Source organism: Flectobacillus roseus, assembly GCF_030056595.1.
Taxonomy (GTDB): domain Bacteria; phylum Bacteroidota; class Bacteroidia; order Cytophagales; family Spirosomataceae; genus Flectobacillus; species Flectobacillus roseus.
Genome location: NZ_JASHIF010000002.1, coordinates 141,696 through 166,433, shown reverse-complemented (window position 1 = coordinate 166,433; position 24,738 = coordinate 141,696). Strand labels below are relative to the sequence as shown.

The 24,738-nt window shown below is 36.5% G+C and carries 19 protein-coding genes; 7 read left to right on the top strand and 12 right to left on the bottom strand.

The annotated features are described in order from the left end of the window. Positions 1–208 precede the first annotated feature (208 nt). From QM524_RS00855 to QM524_RS00845, 3 genes are all read right to left on the bottom strand, one after another. Positions 209–667 carry an SRPBCC domain-containing protein gene (locus QM524_RS00855; protein WP_283343059.1) on the bottom strand — a complete coding sequence of 153 codons (459 nt, stop codon included), beginning with the start codon at positions 665–667 and terminating at the stop codon, positions 209–211. Positions 668–766: 99 nt separating this feature from the next. Next, positions 767–1,933 (bottom strand): dipeptidase, encoded by a 1,167-nt coding sequence (locus tag QM524_RS00850; RefSeq protein WP_283343058.1) that lies wholly within the window; start codon positions 1,931–1,933, stop codon positions 767–769. 311 nt (positions 1,934–2,244) lie between these two features. Beyond that, entirely contained in the window at positions 2,245–3,120 is an 876-nt protein-coding gene (locus tag QM524_RS00845) for a helix-turn-helix domain-containing protein (RefSeq protein WP_283343057.1), read from the bottom strand. 272 nt (positions 3,121–3,392) lie between these two features. Between QM524_RS00845 and QM524_RS00840 the strand changes: the two genes are divergently transcribed. Then, a complete protein-coding gene (locus QM524_RS00840; RefSeq protein ID WP_283343056.1) occupies positions 3,393–5,051 on the top strand; it encodes an alpha-L-fucosidase in 1,659 nt (552 codons plus the stop codon). A 273-nt stretch (positions 5,052–5,324) separates the two neighbouring features. On the opposite strand, the gene QM524_RS00835 is transcribed toward QM524_RS00840, so the two are convergent. After that, positions 5,325–6,524 (bottom strand): MFS transporter, encoded by a 1,200-nt coding sequence (locus tag QM524_RS00835; RefSeq protein ID WP_283343055.1) that lies wholly within the window; start codon positions 6,522–6,524, stop codon positions 5,325–5,327. 192 nt (positions 6,525–6,716) lie between these two features. Then, entirely contained in the window at positions 6,717–7,613 is an 897-nt protein-coding gene (locus QM524_RS00830; RefSeq protein ID WP_283343054.1) for a helix-turn-helix domain-containing protein, read from the bottom strand. 185 nt (positions 7,614–7,798) lie between these two features. Here QM524_RS00830 and QM524_RS00825 point away from each other — a divergent pair, with 185 nt between their 5' ends. Together QM524_RS00825 and purL are read left to right on the top strand one after the other, a co-directional pair. Next, the gene (locus QM524_RS00825; RefSeq protein ID WP_283343053.1) at positions 7,799–9,364 is read left to right on the top strand and encodes an alpha-L-arabinofuranosidase C-terminal domain-containing protein; all 1,566 of its coding nucleotides are present in this window, start codon (positions 7,799–7,801) and stop codon (positions 9,362–9,364) included. 188 nt (positions 9,365–9,552) lie between these two features. Next, positions 9,553–13,242 carry a phosphoribosylformylglycinamidine synthase gene (purL, locus tag QM524_RS00820; RefSeq protein ID WP_283343052.1) on the top strand — a complete coding sequence of 1,230 codons (3,690 nt, stop codon included), beginning with the start codon at positions 9,553–9,555 and terminating at the stop codon, positions 13,240–13,242. Positions 13,243–13,540: 298 nt separating this feature from the next. Here the strand turns inward: purL and QM524_RS00815 are convergent, their stop codons facing one another. Further along, positions 13,541–13,900, bottom strand: coding sequence for a hypothetical protein (locus QM524_RS00815; RefSeq protein WP_283343051.1), 360 nt, complete (start codon positions 13,898–13,900; stop codon positions 13,541–13,543). 298 nt (positions 13,901–14,198) lie between these two features. Here QM524_RS00815 and QM524_RS00810 point away from each other — a divergent pair, with 298 nt between their 5' ends. Then, on the top strand, positions 14,199–14,891 hold the full coding sequence (locus QM524_RS00810; RefSeq protein ID WP_283343050.1) for a hypothetical protein: 693 nt from the start codon (positions 14,199–14,201) through the stop codon (positions 14,889–14,891). 16 nt (positions 14,892–14,907) lie between these two features. On the opposite strand, the gene QM524_RS00805 is transcribed toward QM524_RS00810, so the two are convergent. After that, positions 14,908–15,606, bottom strand: a complete 699-nt coding sequence (locus tag QM524_RS00805) for a response regulator transcription factor (RefSeq protein ID WP_283343049.1) — start codon at positions 15,604–15,606, stop codon at positions 14,908–14,910. Positions 15,607–15,657: 51 nt separating this feature from the next. Then, positions 15,658–16,899: a sensor histidine kinase gene (locus QM524_RS00800; protein ID WP_283343048.1), complete on the bottom strand. Its 1,242-nt coding sequence runs from the start codon at positions 16,897–16,899 to the stop codon at positions 15,658–15,660. Positions 16,900–17,101: 202 nt separating this feature from the next. Here QM524_RS00800 and QM524_RS00795 point away from each other — a divergent pair, with 202 nt between their 5' ends. Next, positions 17,102–17,389 carry a hypothetical protein gene (locus QM524_RS00795; protein WP_166580058.1) on the top strand — a complete coding sequence of 96 codons (288 nt, stop codon included), beginning with the start codon at positions 17,102–17,104 and terminating at the stop codon, positions 17,387–17,389. 204 nt (positions 17,390–17,593) lie between these two features. Here the strand turns inward: QM524_RS00795 and QM524_RS00790 are convergent, their stop codons facing one another. From QM524_RS00790 to QM524_RS00780, 3 genes are all read right to left on the bottom strand, one after another. After that, positions 17,594–18,055 (bottom strand): DUF3299 domain-containing protein, encoded by a 462-nt coding sequence (locus QM524_RS00790; protein WP_095163300.1) that lies wholly within the window; start codon positions 18,053–18,055, stop codon positions 17,594–17,596. Positions 18,056–18,152: 97 nt separating this feature from the next. Continuing rightward, positions 18,153–18,809, bottom strand: coding sequence for a hypothetical protein (locus QM524_RS00785; RefSeq protein ID WP_283343047.1), 657 nt, complete (start codon positions 18,807–18,809; stop codon positions 18,153–18,155). Between the two features lie 59 nt (positions 18,810–18,868). Then, the gene (locus QM524_RS00780) at positions 18,869–19,963 is read right to left on the bottom strand and encodes a Gfo/Idh/MocA family protein (protein WP_283343046.1); all 1,095 of its coding nucleotides are present in this window, start codon (positions 19,961–19,963) and stop codon (positions 18,869–18,871) included. 659 nt (positions 19,964–20,622) lie between these two features. Between QM524_RS00780 and QM524_RS00775 the strand changes: the two genes are divergently transcribed. Then, entirely contained in the window at positions 20,623–21,750 is a 1,128-nt protein-coding gene (locus QM524_RS00775; RefSeq protein WP_283343045.1) for a hypothetical protein, read from the top strand. A 31-nt stretch (positions 21,751–21,781) separates the two neighbouring features. Further along, positions 21,782–23,401, top strand: coding sequence for a hypothetical protein (locus tag QM524_RS00770; RefSeq protein ID WP_283343044.1), 1,620 nt, complete (start codon positions 21,782–21,784; stop codon positions 23,399–23,401). Between the two features lie 255 nt (positions 23,402–23,656). Here the strand turns inward: QM524_RS00770 and msrB are convergent, their stop codons facing one another. After that, positions 23,657–24,151 carry a peptide-methionine (R)-S-oxide reductase MsrB gene (gene msrB, locus QM524_RS00765; RefSeq protein WP_283343043.1) on the bottom strand — a complete coding sequence of 165 codons (495 nt, stop codon included), beginning with the start codon at positions 24,149–24,151 and terminating at the stop codon, positions 23,657–23,659. Positions 24,152–24,738: the final 587 nt, after the last annotated feature.

The following is a 24,738-nucleotide window of genomic DNA, read 5'->3' as shown; positions in this document are numbered from 1 at the left end:
GACTTTCAACTTGATACGAATTGCATAAAGTTTGAATAATTAGTACAAACCGATTGAATTTACCTTTAAATATAATGACTCATTGATAATTAGGGAGTTATGGTCATTTTCCAATTATTATCAAAAAAGCGCTCGAAAGAACAATTTTCGAGCGCTTTTTTGATACATTTATGTCTGATTAGCTAGCCTCATAGGCAAAGCTCTGAGGCTAATTCATCGAACTTCCTAAGAGCACTTTCAAATAACGCGCCAAGCGCTCAATATTTTGTTTTTGACCTTCATCAGCCTTATGTGCCTTTACCAAAATATCGTACATTTCAGGGGTATCAAACAACATTGACCAATCTACTTGGGTTTCGTCTCCTTTTTCCTCAAAAAACACGGTAGTCGTAAAATGAGGGTTAAAATGTTCAAAAACGATTTTATGATAAGGAATGATTTCTAAATAGATACTTCGATTGGGATAATTTTTCCCATCTGGCCCATGCATGGTCAGTCTCCATTCGCCCTCCTCTTGAACATCCATCACCTGAATGGTAGAGGTAAAACCAGCAGGTACCCACCAGTTGACTATATGTTTCGGCTCAGTCCAGACTTTCCAAAGTAATTCAATCGGAGCGTCAAAAGTTGTAATCGTTCGAAGCTCTTTGATACTAGTAGTATTCATTTTCATAAAGGGTCTAGCATTATCGTAGCTAAAAATAGCCGAAATTTGACTAATACCAAAGTAATATATTACTTTATCGCTATTCTTTGAGCTTTGATACTAGTTATGTCCTTTGGTTGCTAAATCAAAAACTTTACAAAAATTTGCCCCACCGATTTTGATAATTTCGGGTTCAGTTAAACCTAGTTTTAGTAATTCTTCCACAACGGTATAGAAATACCCCGAATGCTGAGATTCCCATATTTCATTGGTGCGTTCGCCAAATCGTTTTGGCTGATTGGCATTGTTCGGACGATTCTGGTTTGCATTTGGAGAACGGTAAGCTGGCGTCAATTTGGTGTCTGTTCCCAAACACACATGATCTACCCCAACAACCTCCACCATTGCTTTAATATTTTGTGCATACATCGATGGAGAGTCGGTCAAATGTCGCCAAACTCCGATTAAGCCACCTGCATCCGCTACGATTTTGGCTTGTTCCTTGCTTATCAAACGAGGCATCATCATTTTGGCCATATTTGGATTTTGCCCCAATTGTGTATTCAAACTTGTATGGGAAACTATCACAGGTTTGCTTGAAATTTTGAGGGCATCGTTGATAGCGGCGTCGCTGCAATGCGTTAAATCAATCAAAATTCCAAGTCTATTACATTCTTTGACCACTCCTTTTCCAAAATCTGATAATCCATTAAATTTGGGAGGATTAGTATAGATATCTCCCAAAGGCACCGAGGCATCATTGTCGTGTAAAAGCCCTAATTGTCTCAAGCCACGTTGATAAGCAATTTCTAAACGCTCTATTTTTCCTTCTAAAAAATGCCCTCCTTCTACCGATTGAATTACAGTTGGAGTACCCGATTTATGAGCCTTTTTTAGGTCTACCAGATTGTATGATCGCTTGATTTGATTGTTTTCCAGTATTTTATCCATAGCATCCAAGCCATTCATAAAACGCTCATAGGCTTCTCCTTCATAAGTAAGCTTTTGATAATCAACCGCAAACGTCATACAAATAGCAGAAAGTCCCGATTTTTTCATCTCTGCATTTAGCTCCACCGCAGGACCTGGCAACTCCTCTTTTTTGAGCGGAACATCAATGTGATTGTGTGTATCTATCGCAATGGTTTTCTTTATGATAGCGACTATACGAGGGTCGGTTTCATCTAGGGCAAATGATTGAAAAGATTTGAGTAACATGATACCTCCCATACCAGAGATAGCAGTCAAAAAATGTCTTCTTGTAAAATCGTTTCGGGTTTCTTTCATGGTCGGTTTATATATGGATTGATGGTAAAATAGCTCGTGTTATTATTGACCGAACTCATTAATATTGACAGACCATTAGACCAGAATGTTGTGCGATTGTAAAGATGCTTTGGTGTGATTATAACTTTTTTCGACGTATATAACCTTTTACTCCATCAACGCGTTATAAATCGAGATAAAAAATGAGCACATTCAATTTAATTGATATCCTTTAGGCTAGAAACCCTAGCATTTAGTAAAAAAGCCTAATTGAACTCATAGGAAATATTTTACCGAAAGCCAATAGCTGAAAGCTCCAAGTATGAATTTAATCAAACATTCCTTTGACGGTTTTTGTACTTTCCTGGCGTGATGCCTGTGATAGATTTAAAAACTTTAGAAAAATATGGCACATTTTCGAAACCTGTTTGTGTAGCAATTTCTTCGAGAGTCATATCTCGAGTAATCATCAAATACTGCGCTCTTTCAATACGTTTGTCCAAAATATAAGCCATTGGTCGCACACCCATGGTTTGAAGAAAAAGTCTTGAAAAATAATCTACATGCATGTTGGCGCGCAAGGCCAGCATCTTGACAGAAAGTTTTTCGGACATATTCAATTGAATATAATTGATAGAATCCATGATTTTGGAAGGAATTAAGGATTCGACCTGTCGAGAAAAATTTTCCTCTGCCAAAAATCTCGCCATAAGCTGAAACAATATTCCTTGAGTCTCGAACTGACAAGAGAGCGATTGTTGAAGATTAAGCTCTTGGTATTCTTTATAATAAATATCTTTCTCATAAACCTCAGGATTGTCTGATCGATTGATTCCTCTTCCGGGATTAATGGCAATGAGACGTTTAAAATTGACAATATCTATCTCATGAGCTTTTACCTTCAATACTTTTCGTTGATTAAAAAAAAGTGATAATCCACTCCCTAATTCTTCGAAAAATTGGACAAAATATTGACTCAAATACTGCTCACAATTCAAATCACAAACCGTAAAACTCGGAATCAGGTACAAGAAACCTGCCTCTAAATCTATAGACCCTTGTGTACTTGTAATTTTCCCATGGCCATCATCTATATAGTACAAGCGATAATAGGGACTCACCACGGTTTTATAATTCCATTTCGACCCCAACTTTACGTAGTCGACGTGTAAAAGAGAAAACAACTGATTTCTAGCAATATTTCTCATCTCAAAAGCCCAAAGTCTGATTAGTATAATTTAGCAAGAAAACTGCCATACATAAAAAATAGTATAATACCCAATAAAAAAGGTAATATAGGTCATTAAACTATACTAAATAAAGATTTTTCATAACCTTTTCTATGATGAAAAGACAGATAAAGAATATCCTTAATACACAAAATATCTGATTTGTATAATAAAATTGCTGATTTCTATAAAAACAACACAAGGGTAAAGTCTAATTTTGTTAATTCCATTTCAATCTAATTCTGAGAATTATGAAAAGAAGAACGCTCCTTAAACAAATTGGTTTAGGTATTCCAAGTTTGGGCTTGGCACAACATTTACTTGCGAAAAAGCAGTCTGAGCACACCATACTTGGAGAGGCAATCGCCAAGGGAAAATTTACGCCCGATTGGGCTTCTTTAGAGCAATATCAAGTGCCGAAGTGGTTTCAGGATGCGAAGTTTGGCATGTGGGCGCATTGGGGGCCTCAATGTCAGGCAGAAGCAGGCGACTGGTATGCCAGAGGAATGTATCAAGAAGGAGATTGGCAATATAAATACCATGTAGAAAAATTTGGACATCCATCCAAGTTTGGATTCAAAGATATTATTCACGAATGGAAAGCCGAAAAATGGAATCCAGATGAGTTGGTGACGCTTTACAAAAATACAGGAGCGAAATACTTTATTGGTATGGCCAACCACCATGATAATTTTGATATGTACGATAGTAAGTATCAAAAAAATTGGAACTCCACTAAAATGGGTCCCAAGAAGGATATTATCGCAGGTTGGGCAAAAGCTGCCAAAGCCAACAATCTTCCATTTGGCGTAAGTATTCATGCAAGTCATGCTTGGCGATGGTATGAGTCGGCACAACGAAGCGATAAAAATGGGACATTGGCGGGAGTTCCTTACGACGGTAAACTGCGTAAATCTGATGGTAAAGGTCAATGGTGGGAAGGTCTAGATCCTCAAGAACTCTATGCCCAAAATCATGAGCTAAGCGAGAATAGTCTTCAGAATGGCGCTATTCACAAACAGTGGGAATGGGAAAATGGGGCAAACAGACCATCCAAAGAATACATCGAGAAATTCGTAAATCGAACTATCGACCTTATCAACAAATACGAACCCGATTTGCTGTATTTTGATGATACGAAACTTCCATTTTGGCCCATTAGCGATGCAGGATTGCGTATTGCAGCGCATCATTACAACATGAGCATCAAGCGTCACGGAGAGTTAAGAGCTGTCATTAATGGCAAAATTTTGGATGAAAACGAACGAAAAGCCATGGTTTGGGACATCGAACGCGGACAAGCTAGCGATATTCAACCTTTTGTTTGGCAGACGGATACTTGTATCGGAAGTTGGCATTATGACCGTGGTGTTTATAATAGAGATGGCTACAAATCAGCCAAATCTGTCATTCATGCACTGGTAGATATTGTTAGTAAAAACGGAAATTATTTGCTCAACGTACCCGTTCGTGGCGATGGTAGTATTGATGAAAAAGAACGTAAAATTGTAGAAGAAATTGGTCGTTGGATGGCCGTAAATAGTGGAAGCATCTATGGCACAAGACCATGGAAAATCTATGGAGAAGGTCCTTCTACTCAAAACGAAGCCAAGCTAAATGCACAAGGTTTTAATGAAGGTAAAACGAAATATACTGCTGAAGATATTCGCTTCAATACTTTGGGAAATACGCTTTTTGCCACAGTGATGGATTGGCCTGCAAATGGCAAAGTGGTAATCAAAAGCCTAGCTCAAAATAGCCCTTTACATGCACAAACCATCAATAAAGTTGAGTTTTTAGGAAATCAAAATCAGCCTTTGAGTTTCGAAAGACATTCAGATGGATTACATATCCAATTCCCTGAAAACAAGCCAGTAGATAGCTACGCGAATGTCTTGAAGATTTCTTAGTAAATAGAAATTCAATATTAAGACAACGAATTATAATCCTCTTTGTAAGTCTGTATCCTAAAAATACAAACAGACTTTTACAACCTAAAACAGTTCACCTAAACGAATTGAGTGAATTGAGATTGAGTGAATGAGTGATTATTTTAAAATCTATATTCTAGCGGTATAGAGGTAAAACATTGCGTCTATACCAGTAAAATTAAAAATAATCACTCATTCGCTCAATCACTCAATCGCTCAATCAGCAATGACTCTTTTTTCGATTAAATGAATTTATGAAACCGAGGGATGTAATTTTCCGACTCTAACCGTCGTAAGTAATAACATCACAAAAGCACCCATTGAAAAATACCCTAAAGCTAAGTCTGGCTGAGTGGCAGGATGTAGCATATTTACGACACCATAACTCAAACCCGAAGTCAGAATAAAGGCAACACCTCCCATAAATCCACCTGAAACACCTGCAATTTTAGGGAAACGACTCAGACAATACGTAAAGTAGTTGTTAAAAGTAAAACCAGCCGCCAAATGAATAAAAAAGGCAAATCCGAGTAATGTGTAAAGATTTTGAAGCCATTGAGAAGATATGTACATCGCCAAAATCAAGGCTGTTTGCACCAAACTTGCCAATTGTATTTTGGGTAAAAAGGCTTTGTTCATCAATGTACGTCCCAAAAATCCACCCAACATCCATGCTATCCCCATAATTAAGGAAGCATATCCAACGGTCACAGGCGTATATCCCATCTGATGCTCAATGATAAACGGCGCACTCAGATTGAACAAAAATATCATCCCATAGCTAAGTCCTACAATCAATAAGCCCAAAAAGAAATCTGGGGTTGCAATCATTTCCTTAAAATTACCAAACAAATTACGAGCATTAAAACCAGTCTTTTTACGAATAGTTTCGCCCGAAAACAAAAACTCTAATATACCTACCACACCACTATACCCTGCCAATAAGTAAAAATTAGACTGCCAGCCAAAATGTTCTTGCAAATAGCCCCCAATAAAAGGCGCTACTATCGGACCAGCAGACCAGACAATTGTCATCAAGCTCAAATATTGTCTTCTTTCTTCGCCCTCATACACATCCACAAAAAAAGCTCGCTTAGCCACAATCGCAAAAGCTGAGAGAATTCCCTGTACCACACGCATCGCATAAATCATGTATATATCTGTGCTTATGGCAGTTATCCAAAAAGATACCATAAATAAAAATAAAGATATAGTCGACAATTTATAACGCCCAAAGGCATCAAGGATACTTCCTACAAAAAACTGGGCAATGGCATAGCTCCCTAAATAAAGGGATAAAGTGAGCTGTATGCTGTTTTCTGCTTGACCAAAATATTTTGCCATATATGGCATCGAAGGCAAGTAAATATCCGTTGCCAAACCCGACATTGGTATTACCGCAAATGCTAACAAGGTAGCAATAAATCTATTTTTTTCCTGAACGGCTTTCATGATCTTATTTTAAGGGACAAAGTAAACAGGCACAAAGTTTATGAGGTGATTATTTACTAAGCGCTTTTCCAATAAACAGAACTTTTCACTTTGTGCCTATGTGCCTTATCACTGTTCACTACTAATTTTAATTCAAAATTATAGGACAAAAAGAAGGCTACAAAAGAAGATTCAAACAAGAAATTATAAAATTCAAACAAGTTCTAGTTTTCTTAACTCTTTTGGTTTGTTCCCTGTAGCTTTTCTGTAAAAATTGTTAAAGTAGGCAGGATACTCAAATCCTAAGCAATAGGCTATTTCGGCAATGGCCCAATCGGTATAGGTCAATAATTGATTGGCCTCCAGCACAATTCTATGAGCAATATGCTCGGTGGTTGTTTTTCCCGTAATCGTTTTGACGGCTCGATTCAAATGGTTGACATGCAAATTCAATTTATCAGCAAAGTCTTTGGCGGTGGTCAACTGCAATTGATTTTGCATAGAATCAATAGGAAATTGACTTTCTAATACATCAAAAAATTGCTGAGTAATACGAGCATTGGCATTGACTGGAACTTCCTGTTGCGATTGGTTAAAGGACTTTAAGGCATAATGCACTATCAAATGCAAATAATTTCTCATAATATCCTGTTTATAAGCATAGTTACCCAAACTTTCACATTTCATTTTTTGAAACAAATCCGATATTTCATCAACACTTTTTTCATCTAAAAAATACACTTTATCGGTATTCATTTGAAACATAGGTAACTCTGTCAACAAATTATCTCGTTGATGAATAAAAGCTTCATTAAAAATACAGAACCAACCTTTCTGCAAATCCGAAACAGATTGCCAATAATAGGGTAAAGTTGGGTTACTAAAAAGCAAAGCAGGCTTGTCGATATGGATCGTTTTGTCTGCATATTCTACACGACCCTCTCCTATTACGAGTGTCACTTTATAATAATCTCGGCGTGAATAAGGTAAAAGGTTTTTACAATCTCCTCTTTCAAAAACATTGATATGAGGCGCATTTTGACTAATAGATTCTCTTGGTTGAATCTCTAGTCTCTGATAAAACTCTTGTAAATTCTCTGTTACTTTCATATCACTAAATTATAAAATTCAAACTATTATCTTGAATACTTATTTTTACAAAATGTATTTTTTCAAGAACAAGTTCCCCATTACTAACAGTTCTTTAAAATTTAATCTTTAATTTTATATAGTTTGTTTCTAGTAACAGAAATACACTATTTTTTGGTATTCACTCATTTTCTATTTAAACATTTATGCAATATCCCAACCGTCGTACCTTTTTGCGTCAATCCAGCAGTTTAGCCTTGGCAAGCTTGCTTCCGTCTTCTTTGTATCAAAGAGTGTCTTTTGCTAAAACCGTTAAAGCCAAAGTTCATGTCAACTTTGAGCAAACCATTGGCAAAATCGAACCTGAAATCTACGGACAATTCATCGAATATCTCGGTCGAGCCATTACTGGTGGAGTGGTTGATGCCAAAACTAATCAAGTCAGAAAAGATGTGTTGGAAAAAATCAAAAGACTTCAAACGCCTTTGTTGAGATTTCCAGGAGGTACTGTTACTAAAATATATCATTGGCAAGACGGTATTGGTCCCAAAAACTTACGTCCCGTTCGACCAAACCTCATTTGGGGTGGTGAAGAAAGCAATCAATTTGGTACCAATGAGTTTATCGATTATTGTCGCATGCTCAAAACTGACCCATTTTTAGTGGTCAATATGAATACAGGTACACCAGAAGAAGCCTCCAACTGGGTCGAATACTGTAATGGTGCGGGAAATACCTCCTTTGCTAGCCTACGCAAAAAACATGGTTATCCTCAAGCTCACAAGGTAAAATATTGGGGATTAGGCAATGAAGAAAGCGCCGTTCCTGATACGGGTAGTTTACAAGACCCTAATAAATATGTAGAAATAGCTTGGCAATACGCCAAACTTATGAAGTTACAAGACCCTAACATTTCGCTAGTTTTGGCGGGCGGTGATACCAAATGGAACGAAACGCTTATCAAAGAACTCCATCCTATTGCCGACTATATCTCCTTGCATTATTATGCCAATTCCAAGAAAGGTCAACCTGCTTCACTCTTTGCGCATATCGATACATTCGAAAAAGAAATCGTAGCGACAAAAAAGCAAATTCATGAACTAGCACCTGAAAAAGTAGAGAATTTTAATCGTTGGTATCGTTTTCCTGCCCGCAAAAAGCCCTTAAAAATTGCCTTGGACGAATGGGGAATCTGGGAAAATGAAGGAAAAGGTGCATATAATTTAGAAGTAACATATCAGTGGTTTCATGCCTTAGGGGTTGCAGGCTTTCTGAATATATTCCAACGTCAAGCAGACATTGTGGGCATGGCTACTTGGGCGCAAACCGTCAATGTACTAGCACCTATTATGACCAATGAAAAAGAATCTATCTGTCAGACTGTTTTTTATCCACTCGAACTTTATCGTAAATATTGCACAGGTACAAGTATAGCGACGGAAGTCGAAAGTTCAGCTTTGGAGCAATCAGGCGCAGAAAATCTTGGCATTTTAGATACTGCTGCCAGTTATGATGAAGACACCAAAATGCTAACGCTCGCTGTTGTAAACCGTCATCCAACGGTGGCTGTAGAGACGGAAATTGATTTCCCTGTAGCCAAAAGTTTGAAAATATTCGAGAAACATGAGCTTACAGCTACCTCATATACGGCAGCCAATACGCTTGAAAAACCTTCTCAGAATGTGGTAAATTATCAACATCAAAATATCGATAACAGTATTTCAAGTATCACCCTAGCTCCTGCTTCTATTACACTCTTGAGATTTAGGTAAATAATGTAGTATTTGTTTTTACCCAGAAAGGCAATACGTTCGGTATTGCCTAATCTATAGATTTTCTTAGGGATTCAGTTTTAAAAACCCTAAATTTGCACTTTCTTAAGTAATTCGGCTGTTTTATGTAATTTTTCTGACTTAAAATTACCGAATTAGGCACAATCAACTATCAATTTGCTATCATCATGATTCATTTCTTCGGAAGTCACTCTGGTAATGTTTTTGCTGTCCAAGCTCAATCTGCTATCGCAGAGGAAGATATTCAAAAACTAGTGTGGCTTTTCAACAGTTCAAGAGACCATCGTTTCACTGTCATCAATCAAGAGGATGCTTCGTTAGAGGCGGTTTTTGTAGGTCCACGTGCCGCTATGATTACTCCATGGAGTACCAATGCTGTGGAAATTACCCAAAATATGGGTATTCAGGGAATTATCCGTATTGAGGAGTTTGCTCAGGTAGCCGAAGATTTTACGGACTTCGATCCAATGTTATCGCAAAAGTACACAAGCTTACACCAAGCTATTTACACGATAAAAATTCAGCCTGAACCTATTCTCGAAATTGATGATATTGCAGCCTACAACAAACAAGAAGGGCTTGCGCTAAGTCAGGAAGAAATCGACTATCTGAATGGTCTTTCAGAGAAATTAGGTCGCAAATTGACAGATTCTGAAGTATTTGGTTTCTCTCAGGTAAACTCTGAGCACTGTCGTCACAAAATCTTCAATGGTACCTTTATCATCGACGGTGAAGAAAAACCAAGCTCTCTTTTCAAGCTCATCAAGAAAACTTCTGAAACGAATCCAAACGACATCGTTTCTGCTTATAAAGACAACGTTGCTTTCATCAAAGGTCCTCGCGTTACTCAATTTGCTCCAAAATCTGCTGACAAACCAGACTTTTACGACGAAAAAGAATTCGATTCTGTTATTTCGGTAAAAGCTGAAACACACAACTTCCCAACAACTGTTGAGCCATTTAACGGTGCAGCGACGGGTTCAGGTGGTGAAATTCGTGACCGTTTGGCGGGTGGACAAGGTTCATTACCATTGGCAGGTACAGCGGTTTACATGACTTCTTACTCTCGCTTGGAAGAATCTCGTCCTTGGGAAAAAGGAATGGACGAGCGTGCTTGGTTATATCAAACACCAATGGATATCTTGATAAAGGCCTCTAATGGTGCTTCTGATTTTGGTAACAAATTCGGTCAGCCATTGATTACAGGTTCTGTTTTGACGTTTGAACATGAAGAAGAAGCTCGCAAATTAGGTTTCGATAAAGTAATCATGTTGGCTGGTGGTATTGGTTATGGCAAAGAAAGTCAAGCAAAAAAACAAAAGCCATCGGTTGGAGATATAGTAGTGGTTTTAGGTGGCGAAAACTACCGTATTGGTATGGGTGGTGCAGCCGTTTCTTCGGCAGATACAGGTGCATTTGGTTCAGGTATCGAATTGAATGCGATTCAGCGTTCAAACCCAGAAATGCAAAAACGTGCAGCCAATGCGATTAGAGGCTTAGTTGAGTCAGACGAAAACCCAATCGTTTCTATCCACGACCACGGTGCCGGCGGACACCTCAACTGTTTGTCGGAATTAGTAGAAGAAACAGGTGGTTTGATTGATTTAGACAAATTGCCAGTAGGCGACCCAACGCTTTCGGCAAAAGAAATCATTGGTAACGAATCACAAGAGCGTATGGGCTTGGTGATTGGTGAAAAAGATATAGCAACGCTTCAACGTGTAGCAGAACGCGAACGCTCGCCAATGTACACGGTAGGAGATATTACAGGTAACAACCGCTTTACATTCGAATCAAAATCTACAGGTGCAAAACCTATGGATTTTGCCATTTCGGAAATGTTCGGAAGCTCGCCTAAAATTGTGATGGAAGACAAAACTATTGCACGTAATTACGCAGGTTTGTCATATTCAGAAACAGAAATTCCAACGTATTTGAATCAAGTATTACAGTTAGAAGCTGTAGCTTGTAAAGATTGGTTGACCAACAAAGTGGATCGTTGCGTAGGTGGACGTGTTGCCAAACAACAATGTGCTGGTCCATTGCAATTGCCATTGAACAACGTAGGTGTAATGGCCTTAGATTTCAAAGGAAAAGATGGTATCGCCACTTCTGTAGGACATTCGCCAGTAGCCGCTATCGTTGACCCAGCTGCGGGCTCACGTACTGCTATTGCAGAGGCATTGTCAAACATCGTTTTTGCTCCATTGAAAGACGGTTTAAAATCAGTTTCATTGTCGGCCAACTGGATGTGGGCTTGTAAAAATGCTGGTGAAGATGCACGTTTATATGAAGCCGTAAAAGCTTGTTCTGACTTTGCAATTGAATTAGGAATCAATATTCCGACAGGAAAAGATTCCCTTTCGATGAAGCAAAAATATCCAAACGATGAAGTAATTGCCCCAGGAACAGTAATTATCTCGGCAGGAGCTCATTGTTCGGACATCAATAAAGTAGTTGAGCCAGTTTTACAGCGCAATGGCGGTTCTATTTACTATTTGAATTTATCAAAAGATCATTTCAAATTAGGCGGTAGCTCATTTGCTCAAATCTTGAACAAAGTAGGTAACGAAGTTCCAACAATTCAAGATGCGGCATACTTCAAAACAGCGTTCGATACTTTCCAAGATTTAATCAAAGCAGGAAAAATCGAGGCTGGTCATGACATCGGTAGCGGTGGTTTGATTACGACTTTACTAGAAATGTGTTTTGCAGATGTAAACCTTGGCGCCAACTTCGATTTGTCAGGTTTAGGCGAAAGCGATACCGTAAAAGCTTTGTTCAACGAAAATATTGCCTTGGTATTCCAAGCAGATGCTTCAGTTGAGGCAGTTTTTGCAGCGAACAATATTACAATCGTTAAAATTGGAGAAGTAGCAGAAGGAGATACAGTTTCTATGAAAAACAATGATACTTCATTTGATTTTTCAGTAACAGAATTAAGAGATGTTTGGTACAAAACTTCATTCCTTTTAGATTCAAAACAATCTAAAAACGGAACAGCTTTAGATCGCTATACCAACTACAAAAACCAACCTTTAACTTATACATTCCCATCACAGTTCACAGGAAAATTAACTGACCACCGTGCGATTTCAACTCGTCCAAAAGCAGCGATTATTCGTGAAAAAGGCTCAAACTCTGAGCGTGAAATGGCGAATGCGATGTACTTGGCTGGTTTCGATGTAAAAGACGTGCACATGACCGACCTTATTTCTGGTCGTGAAACCTTGGAAGATATTCAGTTTATTGGTGCAGTTGGTGGTTTCTCAAACTCAGATGTTTTAGGTTCGGCAAAAGGTTGGGCTGGAGCATTTTTGTACAACGAAAAAGCCAATGCTGCCATCAAGAAATTCTTCGAACGTGAAGACACGCTTTCGGTAGGTATTTGTAATGGATGTCAGTTGTTTATGGAATTGGAATTAATCAATCCAGACCATGATATTCATGGTAAAATGCACCATAACAAATCACATAAGCACGAAAGTATCTTTACATCAGTAACTATCCAGCAAAACAACTCAGTAATGCTTTCTACCTTAGAAGGAACTACTTTAGGTGTTTGGGTATCACACGGAGAAGGTAAGTTTGTATTGCCTTATGGCGAAGAACGTTATCACATTGTTGGTAAATATGGTTATGCAGAATATCCTGCTAATCCAAATGATTCGGATTACAATACAGCCATGATGTGTGACTCAACAGGTCGTCACTTGGTAACCATGCCACACATCGAGCGTTCAACTTTCCCTTGGAACTGGGCAAACTACCCAGCCAACCGCAAAAACGACGAAGTAAGTCCTTGGTTAGAAGCTTTTGTCAATGCAAGACTATGGATTGAGGAGAAGAATAAGTAGAATAGCAAATAAAAAAGGAAGCCTTCGGGCTTCCTTTTTTATTTACTCTTAGAGTACTAGAGCAAGTCTTAGACTTGTGCTTTTTCTTTCTAAAGTTTTAAAACTTTAACTTTGAATTTATTGATTATCAGTAGTAGGAAAGATTAAATTAACAGTATGACTGAGGCGAAATTTGACTATAATCTTTTGATTATGAATATCTTCAAATAACCAATATACTGTTAACTAATAACGTTTTCCTACTTAGGATCGGAATAGTTAGTGCCAGCTTCCAAACCAGCACTAACTCGGGTTTTTCTTAATATGTTCCTTTCAATAAGACATCTATTGTACGAGCTTCTGCCATAAACTGGTTATATCCGATGTTCAGTTTGCCAATACTTTCACCACTACAATTATAAATATACGATGCTGGTGATGAAACCAAAGGATTAACCACACCTATAAAGTATTGGTTTTTGTAAGTGTAAAGTACCACTTCCAATGGACCACTTTTAGGTTTTTGAAAGTCTGTAACTACACTTTTAAGCCAAGGTAGTTCAGCAATAGCGTCTTTCTTAAAGCATGTGTCGGTTGGTAATGCGCTGGAGGTGTCATCAGTACAAGCATTCATTGAAAAAATGAAGAGTAAACTTGCTAAGCGTAGGTAGTTTTTCATAGTGTAAAATTTTTGTTTAGTCAGTACAAATATACCTTTTTTATAAATATTTGAATACTAAATAGTTATAAACTTATTTAACGAAACCAATTGTGTGGTGATGACAGAGGTATCATTCTGAACTAAATTTGAGTATAGAGAATATGCTCAGCATTTATTCTAAGCAGAATCAGTCGATTTACACTTCATGCAACACAAAATATTGAAATAATGTTAGGATGTGTATAAAGAGTATTATACTTTTTGTCGATATTTAAGGCATAAGGTATTTCGTAAATTTTTCTATATTACTTCTACTATGAAAAAGCTATATTTCAGTTTTACCCTCTTAATTCTTCTTTCGTGTGGAAAGACTTCTCCCAAAACTGATATGAAAAGCGCTAATCAGGTCAATAACTTTGAAGATTCGATCAGAGCAATCAACTCACTAATGAAGCCCGAAATGAAGGAGAGTTCTGAAGAGAATAAGGGTTTGTTGGTTAAGCAAAATGTGGTTTTGGGGAAGTATAAAATTGAGTTTGGCTACACAGCATACAACGAAGAAAAGTATGGGTTTGACAACCCTGGCTATTTGAAAGTGTTTAAAAACAATAAGGTGATATTCTCGGATACTTTTTTAGGAGACCATGAATTATTTGTTTTCACTTTGGATAATAAGGTAGATAATAACCTATTTTTTACGCTTAACTGGGGTAAGGAGGCTTGTGATTACCAACAAACCTCAAGATTTTATTGTATTACTACGGATGACAAAGTCCATAAACTGGGCGATCATTGGACAGCGAGCAGTGGAGATGGGTATTCAAGTCGAAGCTTTGAGCACTTTTATAAACAAAACCCTCAAGATAATTCAAGTCAATTATTGGTAATAGAGTCCTTATTTTTTCATGAACACGATAAGAAAGACCTAATTGATACAATTGTTTATACGCTTAAAGAAAATAATTTCAAATCAACGAGATTAAGTAATCACTTAAAGTCGGATAACTAGCTGTAATTAAGAAACTTCAACTTTGCACATTCAATATAAAGCCTACTTTAAAAACATTATCGATACTAATTCGGGGATCGTTTTGTAGCATTTTCCTTAACTTTGATATAAATACATCAAAACTTCTACCCAGAAAATAGTCTTTTTTACCGTAAATTTTTTCTACCGCATCTTCTCTTTTTAAAATCTGATTTTGATTCTGACAAAGCAATTTTAAAACCTCACTTTCTGTTTCGGTCAATCGCCATGTTTCATCTTGATAACATAGCTCTTGTCTGGAATAATCAAAAACGTAGGTACCAATCGTAAATTTCATTACTTGTGGCGCTGGCAACTGTTGTGGCTGACGACGTAATAATACCTTGATGCGACAAAGCAATTCATCTTCATCAAATGGTTTTGTAATGTAATCCTCCGCTCCTAGTTCAAAACCTTTTAGCTTATCTTCTTTTAATGAACGAGCCGTAATAAACAAAAAAGGCATATTAGGATTAAGTTCTTTACAATGCGATGCCAAGGTAAAACCATCCATTTTGGGCATCATTACATCAAGTAAACAAACGTCATACTGTTGTCTTTTAAGCGCATTATATCCACTTTCTCCATCTCGACATAGCTTGACTTCAAATCCTTGGTCTTCCAAAAATTCGGTCAATAGGAAACCCATACTCAGGTCATCTTCGATCAAAAGTATTTTGTGTGGAGTAATGCTCATAAATAAGTGGTTACAGGAATGTGTTCAGAGTTTTGTGTAATACTGAAAATTCTACAGGCTCAAAGGTAGATATACTTCAAAACAGCTTCCTTTTTTATCTTCGCTTTTTACTTGAATATTGCCCTTATGAAGCTCAAGCATATTTTTGACATAAGCCAAACCTAATCCAAATCCTTTGAAAGCGTGGGTCGTTTGATGCACTCGCTGAAATTTCTCAAATATCAAACTTCGCTGGCTTACAGGAATACCAATGCCGTTATCTTCAAATGATATGACGATATCTTGAGATTGTAATTTTGCTGTGATACGAATTTCAGGTGTATTTTCATTGTATTTCAACGCATTCTCAATCAAATTGCGAAAGGTGTTCACAAGGTGTTGCCTATCTCCTATAACACACATATCTTCCCTAAAACCCTCCAACACAACGAGTGCATTTTTTTCGGAAATAGACATCGACAAACTGTCTATCGAAGCACGAATGAGAGATTCTGTACTTAACTTTTCTTTCTCCAAAATGTATTCTCCATTTTCGATTTTGGCTAGGTGTAATACACGTTCAACTTCTTGCAATAATTGAGTATTTTCTCTTTTAATAACTGCTAAAAATGGGTTTTCTCTTAAATCTTCATGCTTTTTAGTCAAACGATTTACTGCTAAGCCAATGCTACTGAGGGGAGTACGAAACTCATGTGCCATATTATTGAAAAAATCCACATTGGTTTGAAGTAACAGTTTTTGTTTCATCAAAGACCAATTGACCATCAATAATACAACTGTAATAAAGCCAACAATGAAGAGGGTTGCTAATACCATAACGGTCATACCTCCCAAAATATAGCGTTCTTTTGTAGGAAAAGTCACTCTTAGGTAGGACTCATTTCCATGATGATTTTTGAAAGAAATTGCCGTTTGAAATACATCAGTAGCGCAGAAGCTATTGGTAGAAAGGCTAATTTGGTAAGGTAAAAACACCTGATAATTAGCTAGGTTTCTATCTAAGGTTTCTCGAAAATCTTTGGTATTGACAATATCATGAGGCAATTCTGAAATATTAGAAATAAGCGTTTCGCCCGACATATCTACCACGGCGCATTTTCCATCATTGCAATAGGCGCCATCTTTATAAGATTTGATGGTAGAACAAAGTGCTGACGTAACCCTTTGATTAAATATCTCCTCCGACAATCGCCACGAGTGACGCATCCATATAATTTGGATAATCACCAAGGCAATTACGCCTAAAGTCGACGCAATCAGAATGTAAGGGATATTTTTATGCTGAATTTTCATGTAGTAAAGATAAAGAGCTTCTTGTTAAAGAGGATGGTTTTAACAACTCTATAACAAGTCAATAACACTTGAATGACAGCAAGAAGCCAATTGAAGATTGTAATTTTGTAAGGTCAACAATGCAAAAATTATCGTACTCAATAAACCTCTTTATACTTCGATATTTTGCGTTATTCGTTCCATTAAATTAAACAAATTCAACATGAAAAAAGCAATTATTTCAGGATTCTTAACACTTGGTATTGTAGCGGCATCTTTGGCTTGCCCTGGTGGAAAATGTGATAAGTCGAAATGTGACAAAGCAAAATGTGACAAGTCAGCTTGTTCGAAATCGGCAAAAACCGAAAACTGTAAAGACCACGATAAAAAATCTGCCTCTGCCGAGAAAAAAGAAGCACAAGACAACAAAGTAAAGTCTGATGCCAAACCATATAATAAAGTGGCTATCTGGACATCTCCATATTTTACTTTGGACAAACCAGGCTGCTAAGAATAAGTGCTGAATTGTGAGTGATGAGCGTAATTTTATGATTACTAATATTTTGGCTCATTAATTCCCTCCACTTCATGCTAAGGAAATTGGATTTTTGATTTCAGATACAGGGAATACCAAAAGTTTTCGAGGCTTTTGTCGATTCTAGTTGTAGTAATCTGAAATCAAAAACCCAATTTTCAGAGTTCAATATAGTTTTACCTAATCCACGCTTTCAGCTTCTTCCAAGATATAATTCAACTCTTGCACATTGTTGGCATTTAGTCGCAGGATACCTTTAAAAGTTCTTATTTCATCAACCTTATATCGTTGATGCTTGCTAGTAAACTTTAATTGAATCATGGATTCTGGACCAGATTTCCCACAAAAGTAGCACATCGAATTGGGGTTCTGTGACACTACAAAATTTCCTTCACTATCAATCGGAATCGTATAACCTCTGATTTCAATAGTTCTTCCATTGAGCATGGTTACCTTGGGTCCAAAATTGGGATACAAATAAAACATCGCTAAGTCGATGTTGAATTTCTTTTTGAAATGCACATCTTTTAAATCATTCCAAGTAATCTTTTGGACATCAAAGTCTTGTTTTAATCTTTTTTGAAAGGGCTTTTCTGTGAATAGAAAAACTAGAAAAAAGTTGAGCGTTAGAAGAGATTTCATAATCCTTGTTATTTTTGCAACAATATTGCAAAAATAACAAGGATTTGAATATAGGATAATAAAAAAGGGTGTTTTATTAGAAAAATAGTCAAACTATTTATTCACTGTACTGAGTTAGAATTTTGATAAGAATCAATAAAAACATCATTACGAATCCAATCGTTATGATTCTTTTACCGTGCTTTCGGTCATCTTCTGAGTAAGAGTAAACTACACTTCCGTTGGGCAATCTTTTTTGTGAGAAATAAATTCCCCAGCCAATAGCAATTCCCAAAAGCCCGCCCAAAACAGCAAAAATATAACCCGCCCAGATAAATTTAGCTTGTGAAGGTTCTGGCTTTGCCAGCATTTCCAGTCTTTCCTTTTTCAGATACTTGAGATATTCCGAACCAACAACATGTCCCCTATCCTGTAGAATTTTTTGTGCGAGCTTATAATCCAATTCAGACCACTCGTCGGGTTTGGATAATATTTCAAACAGCTCCTCATCCGAAAACTGAAAAAGGTAATGGTCAGGGTCAATATCCTCAATGCTTTCTTGCGCAAGGTTTTCCAGTAGTTTTTGAATAGGGGTAAAATTTTCTTTTTCGATTTTTACTAAAAAAAGCCTTTGTACAGCACGCATACTTACAGGGTCAATGGCACCATTGCTGATTTCTGTTTGAAATCTAATATTCTTTTGCTCAAGAAATTGAGTAAATTCAATAAAATGCTCTTCGTCCGCAAACTCTTTGAAGGTTACAAATTCATCCATAAAAGGTAGTAGTTATAGTTATCACAGTTAAAGGTTTCTTTGAATGGAAATTAGGTAAATTATCTTGAGAAATAGATGGTTTTTCCTGTTTTCGCTGATTCCTTGGCGGCTGAAAGAATTTCGACCACTACGCTATTGACCGCAAAAGACGACAAATCTTTTTCAGGTTTAATTTTGCCATTGACCACCGCCGCCAAATACGAAAACACATTGGATTGCTCGTTGGGTAGAGCGGAAAGGTCCAGCCATTTTTCTGCTTTATTGCCTTCTCCATAAATGTATCTCATATTTGCTTCCTTGTTGGCAATGACGATTCCTGATGTACCGTAAACTTCGGTATCTTTTACGCCAAAAGGCCAATTCCACGAGGCTTGAATCACAGCTTGACAAGCTGGATATTTCAAGATAATTGTAGCCTCATCATCTACCTTTGGATAAACAGATGTTTTTTCTTGAGATGTTACCGCAGTGACAGAAATAGGTTTTTGTCCATCCATAAGCCATGTCATGATATTGGCACCATAACAGCCAAAATCAACGATTGCGCCTCCACCGTTTTGAATAGGATCTGTCAGCCAATTGGTAAATTCTTTAGAGCAACCTATCTCGATTGGTCCATTATGTCCATCTTTGAAAACAACTTTTCTAATCGTTCCTAAACTTTTCTCTTTTTTAGCCATTTCCCAAACTTTGGCATGAGAAGGATACCAAGTAGTTTCAAAATTGGTGAGTAAATGTATTTGATGTTTTTCAACGAGTGCTTTCATCAATGCCAAATGCTGGTTGTTGACAGCCAAGGGCTTTTCAACGATAACATGAATTCCTTTTGGGGCACAGGTTTCTACCACAGCCAAATGCTCATAAATAGAATTAAAAGCACATACAGCCTCAGGATTTTTTTGTTGGATTAATGCCTCCAAAGTAGGAAACCACAAGGTTTCGGGGAGATTATGACTTTTCAGCAAACGCATCGCCAGAGCTTTGTTGGGTTCAGCAAACCCTACGATTTCGACATCCTGCTGTTTGCCAATATAATCAAACACTTGATTGATATGGTCATGAGTCATACCAGCTACCCCTACACGGATAGGTTTGGCAGAAATGAGAGTACCACTGATGAGAAATATGCAAAGCAATAAAATAAAAGATTTCATAGAAAATTAGTTTTATGATTTATAGAATAAAAGTAGGTTTTGGCACTCAGTTTTTATCATTGTTTATAGGTATTTCTGAATAGTATTAGTATCAACCAAAAATGTTTAGAGTCAATCCTCATGTATAATTATTTTGTATAGATGGCATGTTTTTTGCTTCAATTTACATAAAAATAATCAAAGCAACTTTAGAGACTTTTTTCTATTTATTAACAAATTTCATCTTTTATATTATTTTTTTACTCAATTATAGATAAATACCAAAACTAAAGATTCGCATGTTGTAAGGTAAAATAAAATATATTAATTTCGCTTTTAAATTTTGATCCGCTACATTTCTTGAACTGAAACAGATAAATCATCAATTGCTATAATGTTAAACTATATACTAAACTCGCCAAACCTATTCCTTTCTTTTTCCTTTTCACATCTAATTTATTTTGGGTTTACGGACTAGTTTCCAACCCTCTACGCAAGGTATTCTAAGGTTCATCTGTATCCCTGCCTATCACTCCTTTGTTAGTAGGTGCTGTCTTTGAGCATGTGCTATTTTTTAATAGCAAAGTCAACATCAAGAATTTACATTGGGGTTAAAATCAGGTTCTGAGTCCCAGTGGATTTTCGCTGCTTATAATTTCTTATTTAATCAATACACTTTAATGAAAAAACTATTACCCCTACTGCTTCTTGGAGCTAACTCCCTTTTTGCTCAAAAGGTTGATTTGGATCGTTCGTACTTCAATGTCGAATTCCAAACGTTACCTAAAAGGTATCTTCCAATCGAAAAACGCACCTATGGTGTACATGTCAAGGCAATGCCTGTCATTTCTAATGTTTTTCCCGAGACCAGAATTTATGATAACATAAAGGTGGATGGATTAACCAAAGTAGAAGCCTCTCCTGCAATTGGCATTGATGTAGTTTTCGAAGATTTTGCCTTTACGGGTAATGAAATCAAAAAAGAAACTATCACCGAAAAAGACAATAATGGAAACGTAAAAAGCTCTACTACCTATTATTGGCTTGATATCACCTATTCTGCACGCGGACATGCCTTAATCAAAGCACCATTTGCGCCAACCAAAACAGAATTGGCATCGGCACAACAAAAACAGGAGGTAAAAGCGACCAATCGTTTTTTGGTAAATACTGAATTCAAAAAGCCAGAGGAAACATCTGGAGATGAAAAGAATTATTCATTTACCAAGCTTGTCCATTATGTCGGTCAAAAATCAACTAGCTCGGTAGCAGCTCAAAGAGAATATGATAGTTTGAAACAACGATTGTTTGAACAGACTCTTCGTAATTATGTCCAGAATTCTATCAATGAGCTCAACGGATTTCTGGTAGAAAACTTTGGTTTCTACACTGTCAAAAAAGAAGACTTCTTATGGATTTTGGATGCAAAAACTGATGAAGGAAAAACACAGTCAGAAGCTATTGAGGCGGTAAGAATGCTCTTTAAAGAAATGAAAGCCAATGAGTCAACTGAAACTCTAGAAAAACAATTGCAACCGTTGATTGATTACTTTGAGTCTTTGAAAAAGAAATATACGGAAAATGACAAAGGAAGCCGTAAAATGCGCTATTCTGCTTACTATAATTTAGGTAAAATCTATTATTATCTTGACAAACCAGAGAAAGTAATCAAAGAAGCTCAAGGATTAATTGACAATGATTATGATACTCGTGATGGCAAAATACTGATTTTTGATGCAGAGCAATTAAAAATTATTTTCGACGAATCTAAATATAATACTCGTCATAACCCATCTCCAAAACTGTAAACAATCTCCATATTTCTACCATAACAAAACCATGAAAAAATTACTTTTTGTGGCAAGTATTTTACTTGCCTCTAGTTTTTCGTTTGCCCAAAATGCCCGTGTTGCATTGCCCAAACAATTTGTAGTAAGAGCCCCTATTGCTCCCATCGATGGAAGTTTTGAAGATTATAAAAGCTATTCTGTCAAACTTAATATCAATCAAGGATTCAAGGATGCTTTTCAATTTTTCAAATTACCTTATAATGAAGAAATATTGACACAGCGTTGTGGGTTGGGTGGATTGAAATTTCAAGATAGTGGTGATTTCAAGATCGTCTATACGCTTGAAAGATTTGAGCTTTTGAACTCTGGAAATCTTGACTATTTGATTCAAACCACTTATCAAAATGCCCCAGCCTATTATATCGGTTTACAATCAAGTTTGAAAATTATGGATAAAGCAGGTAAGACTATCTTCACGCGTTATCACATACCTTCTATCAAAATGTATGTAACTGATAGAGAAAACAAATTTGATAGTTTTGCATACGATATCGTTTCAAGAGATTACGCCAATCTACTCTCTGAATTTAGTAGCTACTATTTATACACGCCAAATAATGATTACAAGTTGTTTACCCTAACAAAAGGCAGAAAATCAAAATCGACCTTTAATGTAGACGAATTTAATCAATCCACACAAGTCTTTACGGTATTGCTAGATGTGGAAAGAAAGAACTGGGCTGGTATGTTTGGAGAAGCACAAAAATATTGGAAGTCTTTGGCCGAATACACAGACCCTGAAGATGAAGATTTACAAAAGGATGTTCGTTTTATTTCAAATTATAATTTGGCGATTAGTTCATTGTTAATTAATAAAATGGATGAGTTTGAAACCTATTTGCCACAAATAAAGAAATATGATCGTACATTTTTGGGGATGGCTCAAAACTATGGTAATGTTCAGGATGCTCAAAAACTAGTGAAATACTTTATTGATGCTAATAAAGATGCAATGAAGGTGGAGCCAATTCAAGCAGAACCTGTATTGTCTGCTCAACAATCTGGTCCAAATGCCTTCAAATATTATGAATTAGAGAATTCTTCAGTGACTGACGAGGACGGTAATACCTACGCTGGTAATGTAAGGTTATTTTTTGACTTTCCAGAAATTGAGGATTTGAGATCTAGACAGAGTAGTTCTGGTTTTTCTCAATTAATGAATCAAATTGGTTCAGAAAAAACTTCTGTTTGGATTTATATGGAAGGAGAGAAAAAACCTAAGAGAACCAACTTGAAAAAGCTATCTACTTTCAAAGATTCATCAGGAAAGCAATATAATATTGGTCGTGTTGCTTCGGGAGGTTTAAGTCTTTTCGTAACAAATCAAACTAATAACAAGCACTATGCGATTTTTGATGAGCTTAAAAAGTCTGAAAAATTGAGCTTGAACAAAGAATACTTCCCTTTGACTAGTTTTGCATTCAAACGTCCAACTGAGGACTCATATACTTCTCTGCCTTCTTATGCTGGAAGACGTAAAACTTTGAGAACTTATTTCGCAGACTGTCCAACAATTGTAGAGAATGTGGGTAAAGGTTTATATGACAAAAATGATGCAGAAACCAACACGAAACTATTTAATGACTACATGGCTGCGTGTGGTAAATAGTTAAAAGTATTCTAATTGAGTGAATTGTGATTATGATTAAAAATCTCACTCGTAGAGACGCAATGATTGCGTCCAAGGCCAAATAATATCCAATTTTACAGCATTTAAAAAAGCGGTCAGAAAATATTTTCCGACCGCTTTTTTAATACTACCACGCTAAATATGACTCGACTTAAGACGCAATTATTGCGTCTCTACAGCTAGAATACAAATTTAAAAATCACTCATGCACTCAATCACAAATCACTCAATTGTTTATTTCGCATCCTTCTCAAAATCCAATGCCACTGAGTTGAGACAATATCTTAAACCTGTGGGTCTTGGTCCATCGTCGAATACGTGTCCGAGGTGTGCGCCGCAACGACTACACAAAATTTCGGTGCGTGACATCCCAAAACTATCATCAGGAATTTCGAGGATGGCGTCCTTATGAATGGCTTTGTAAAAAGAAGGCCAACCTGTTCCTGATTCAAATTTTGTTTTTGAATCGAACAAAGGAAGTTTGCAACAAACACATTTATAGATACCCTTTTCATGGTTTTTCCAGTAAGCTCCCGAACAAGCTAATTCGGTACTTCGTTGTCGAGTAACCTTATATTGTTCTGGTGTCAAAATTTTACGCCATTCAGCTTCAGTTTTGACCACGGTAAATTTGTGGTTTTTGAGTGGATCGTCTTCTTTTCCTTGTGAAAGACTTATCACAAGCCCTAACACACAAATGAATCCTAAAATGACTAATACGGTTTTCATATCTGATAAGTTTTGTTTTAATAATTACGAAAAACTGCTACAAATTGTTTTTGTATGCAATTAATAACTTCTCAAAATGCTAATTCGTCGGCTAGATTGCCAAATAAAATCAAGATTAAAAATTGTTAATTTTATGGTTAAAATTGACAATCACAGAAAATTTTCCTGCTGGTTTCAAAAACACACTAAATGCACTGTTTTTCTGGCAAATAGGTAATTATACCATCCAAAATTGACCGAATAGTACCTATTTTTAACATATTTTAACATAATTTTAAATTTTTTTATTATGTTTTAAAATAAGTTATTATATTTAACGGTCTGCTTACAAAGAGTCTTTTTTGAGCAGTCCAATTTTCTAAAAAAAACGATTTGCAGAATTTTTTACTCCTAAATATTACTGGATGCAAAATATTTACTAATAAGGATACAAACTTGACAGAATTTGAAAGTATTTCTCTTGTAAGACCTACTTAGATCTTAGAGAGTTTCTTTCATGTAAACAATCACATACGTATTTTCTCCTTGTCATTCCTCTTTGTTGGTAGATAGCTTCTTTTGATTTTAGGCTTTAGATTAAAACTTAA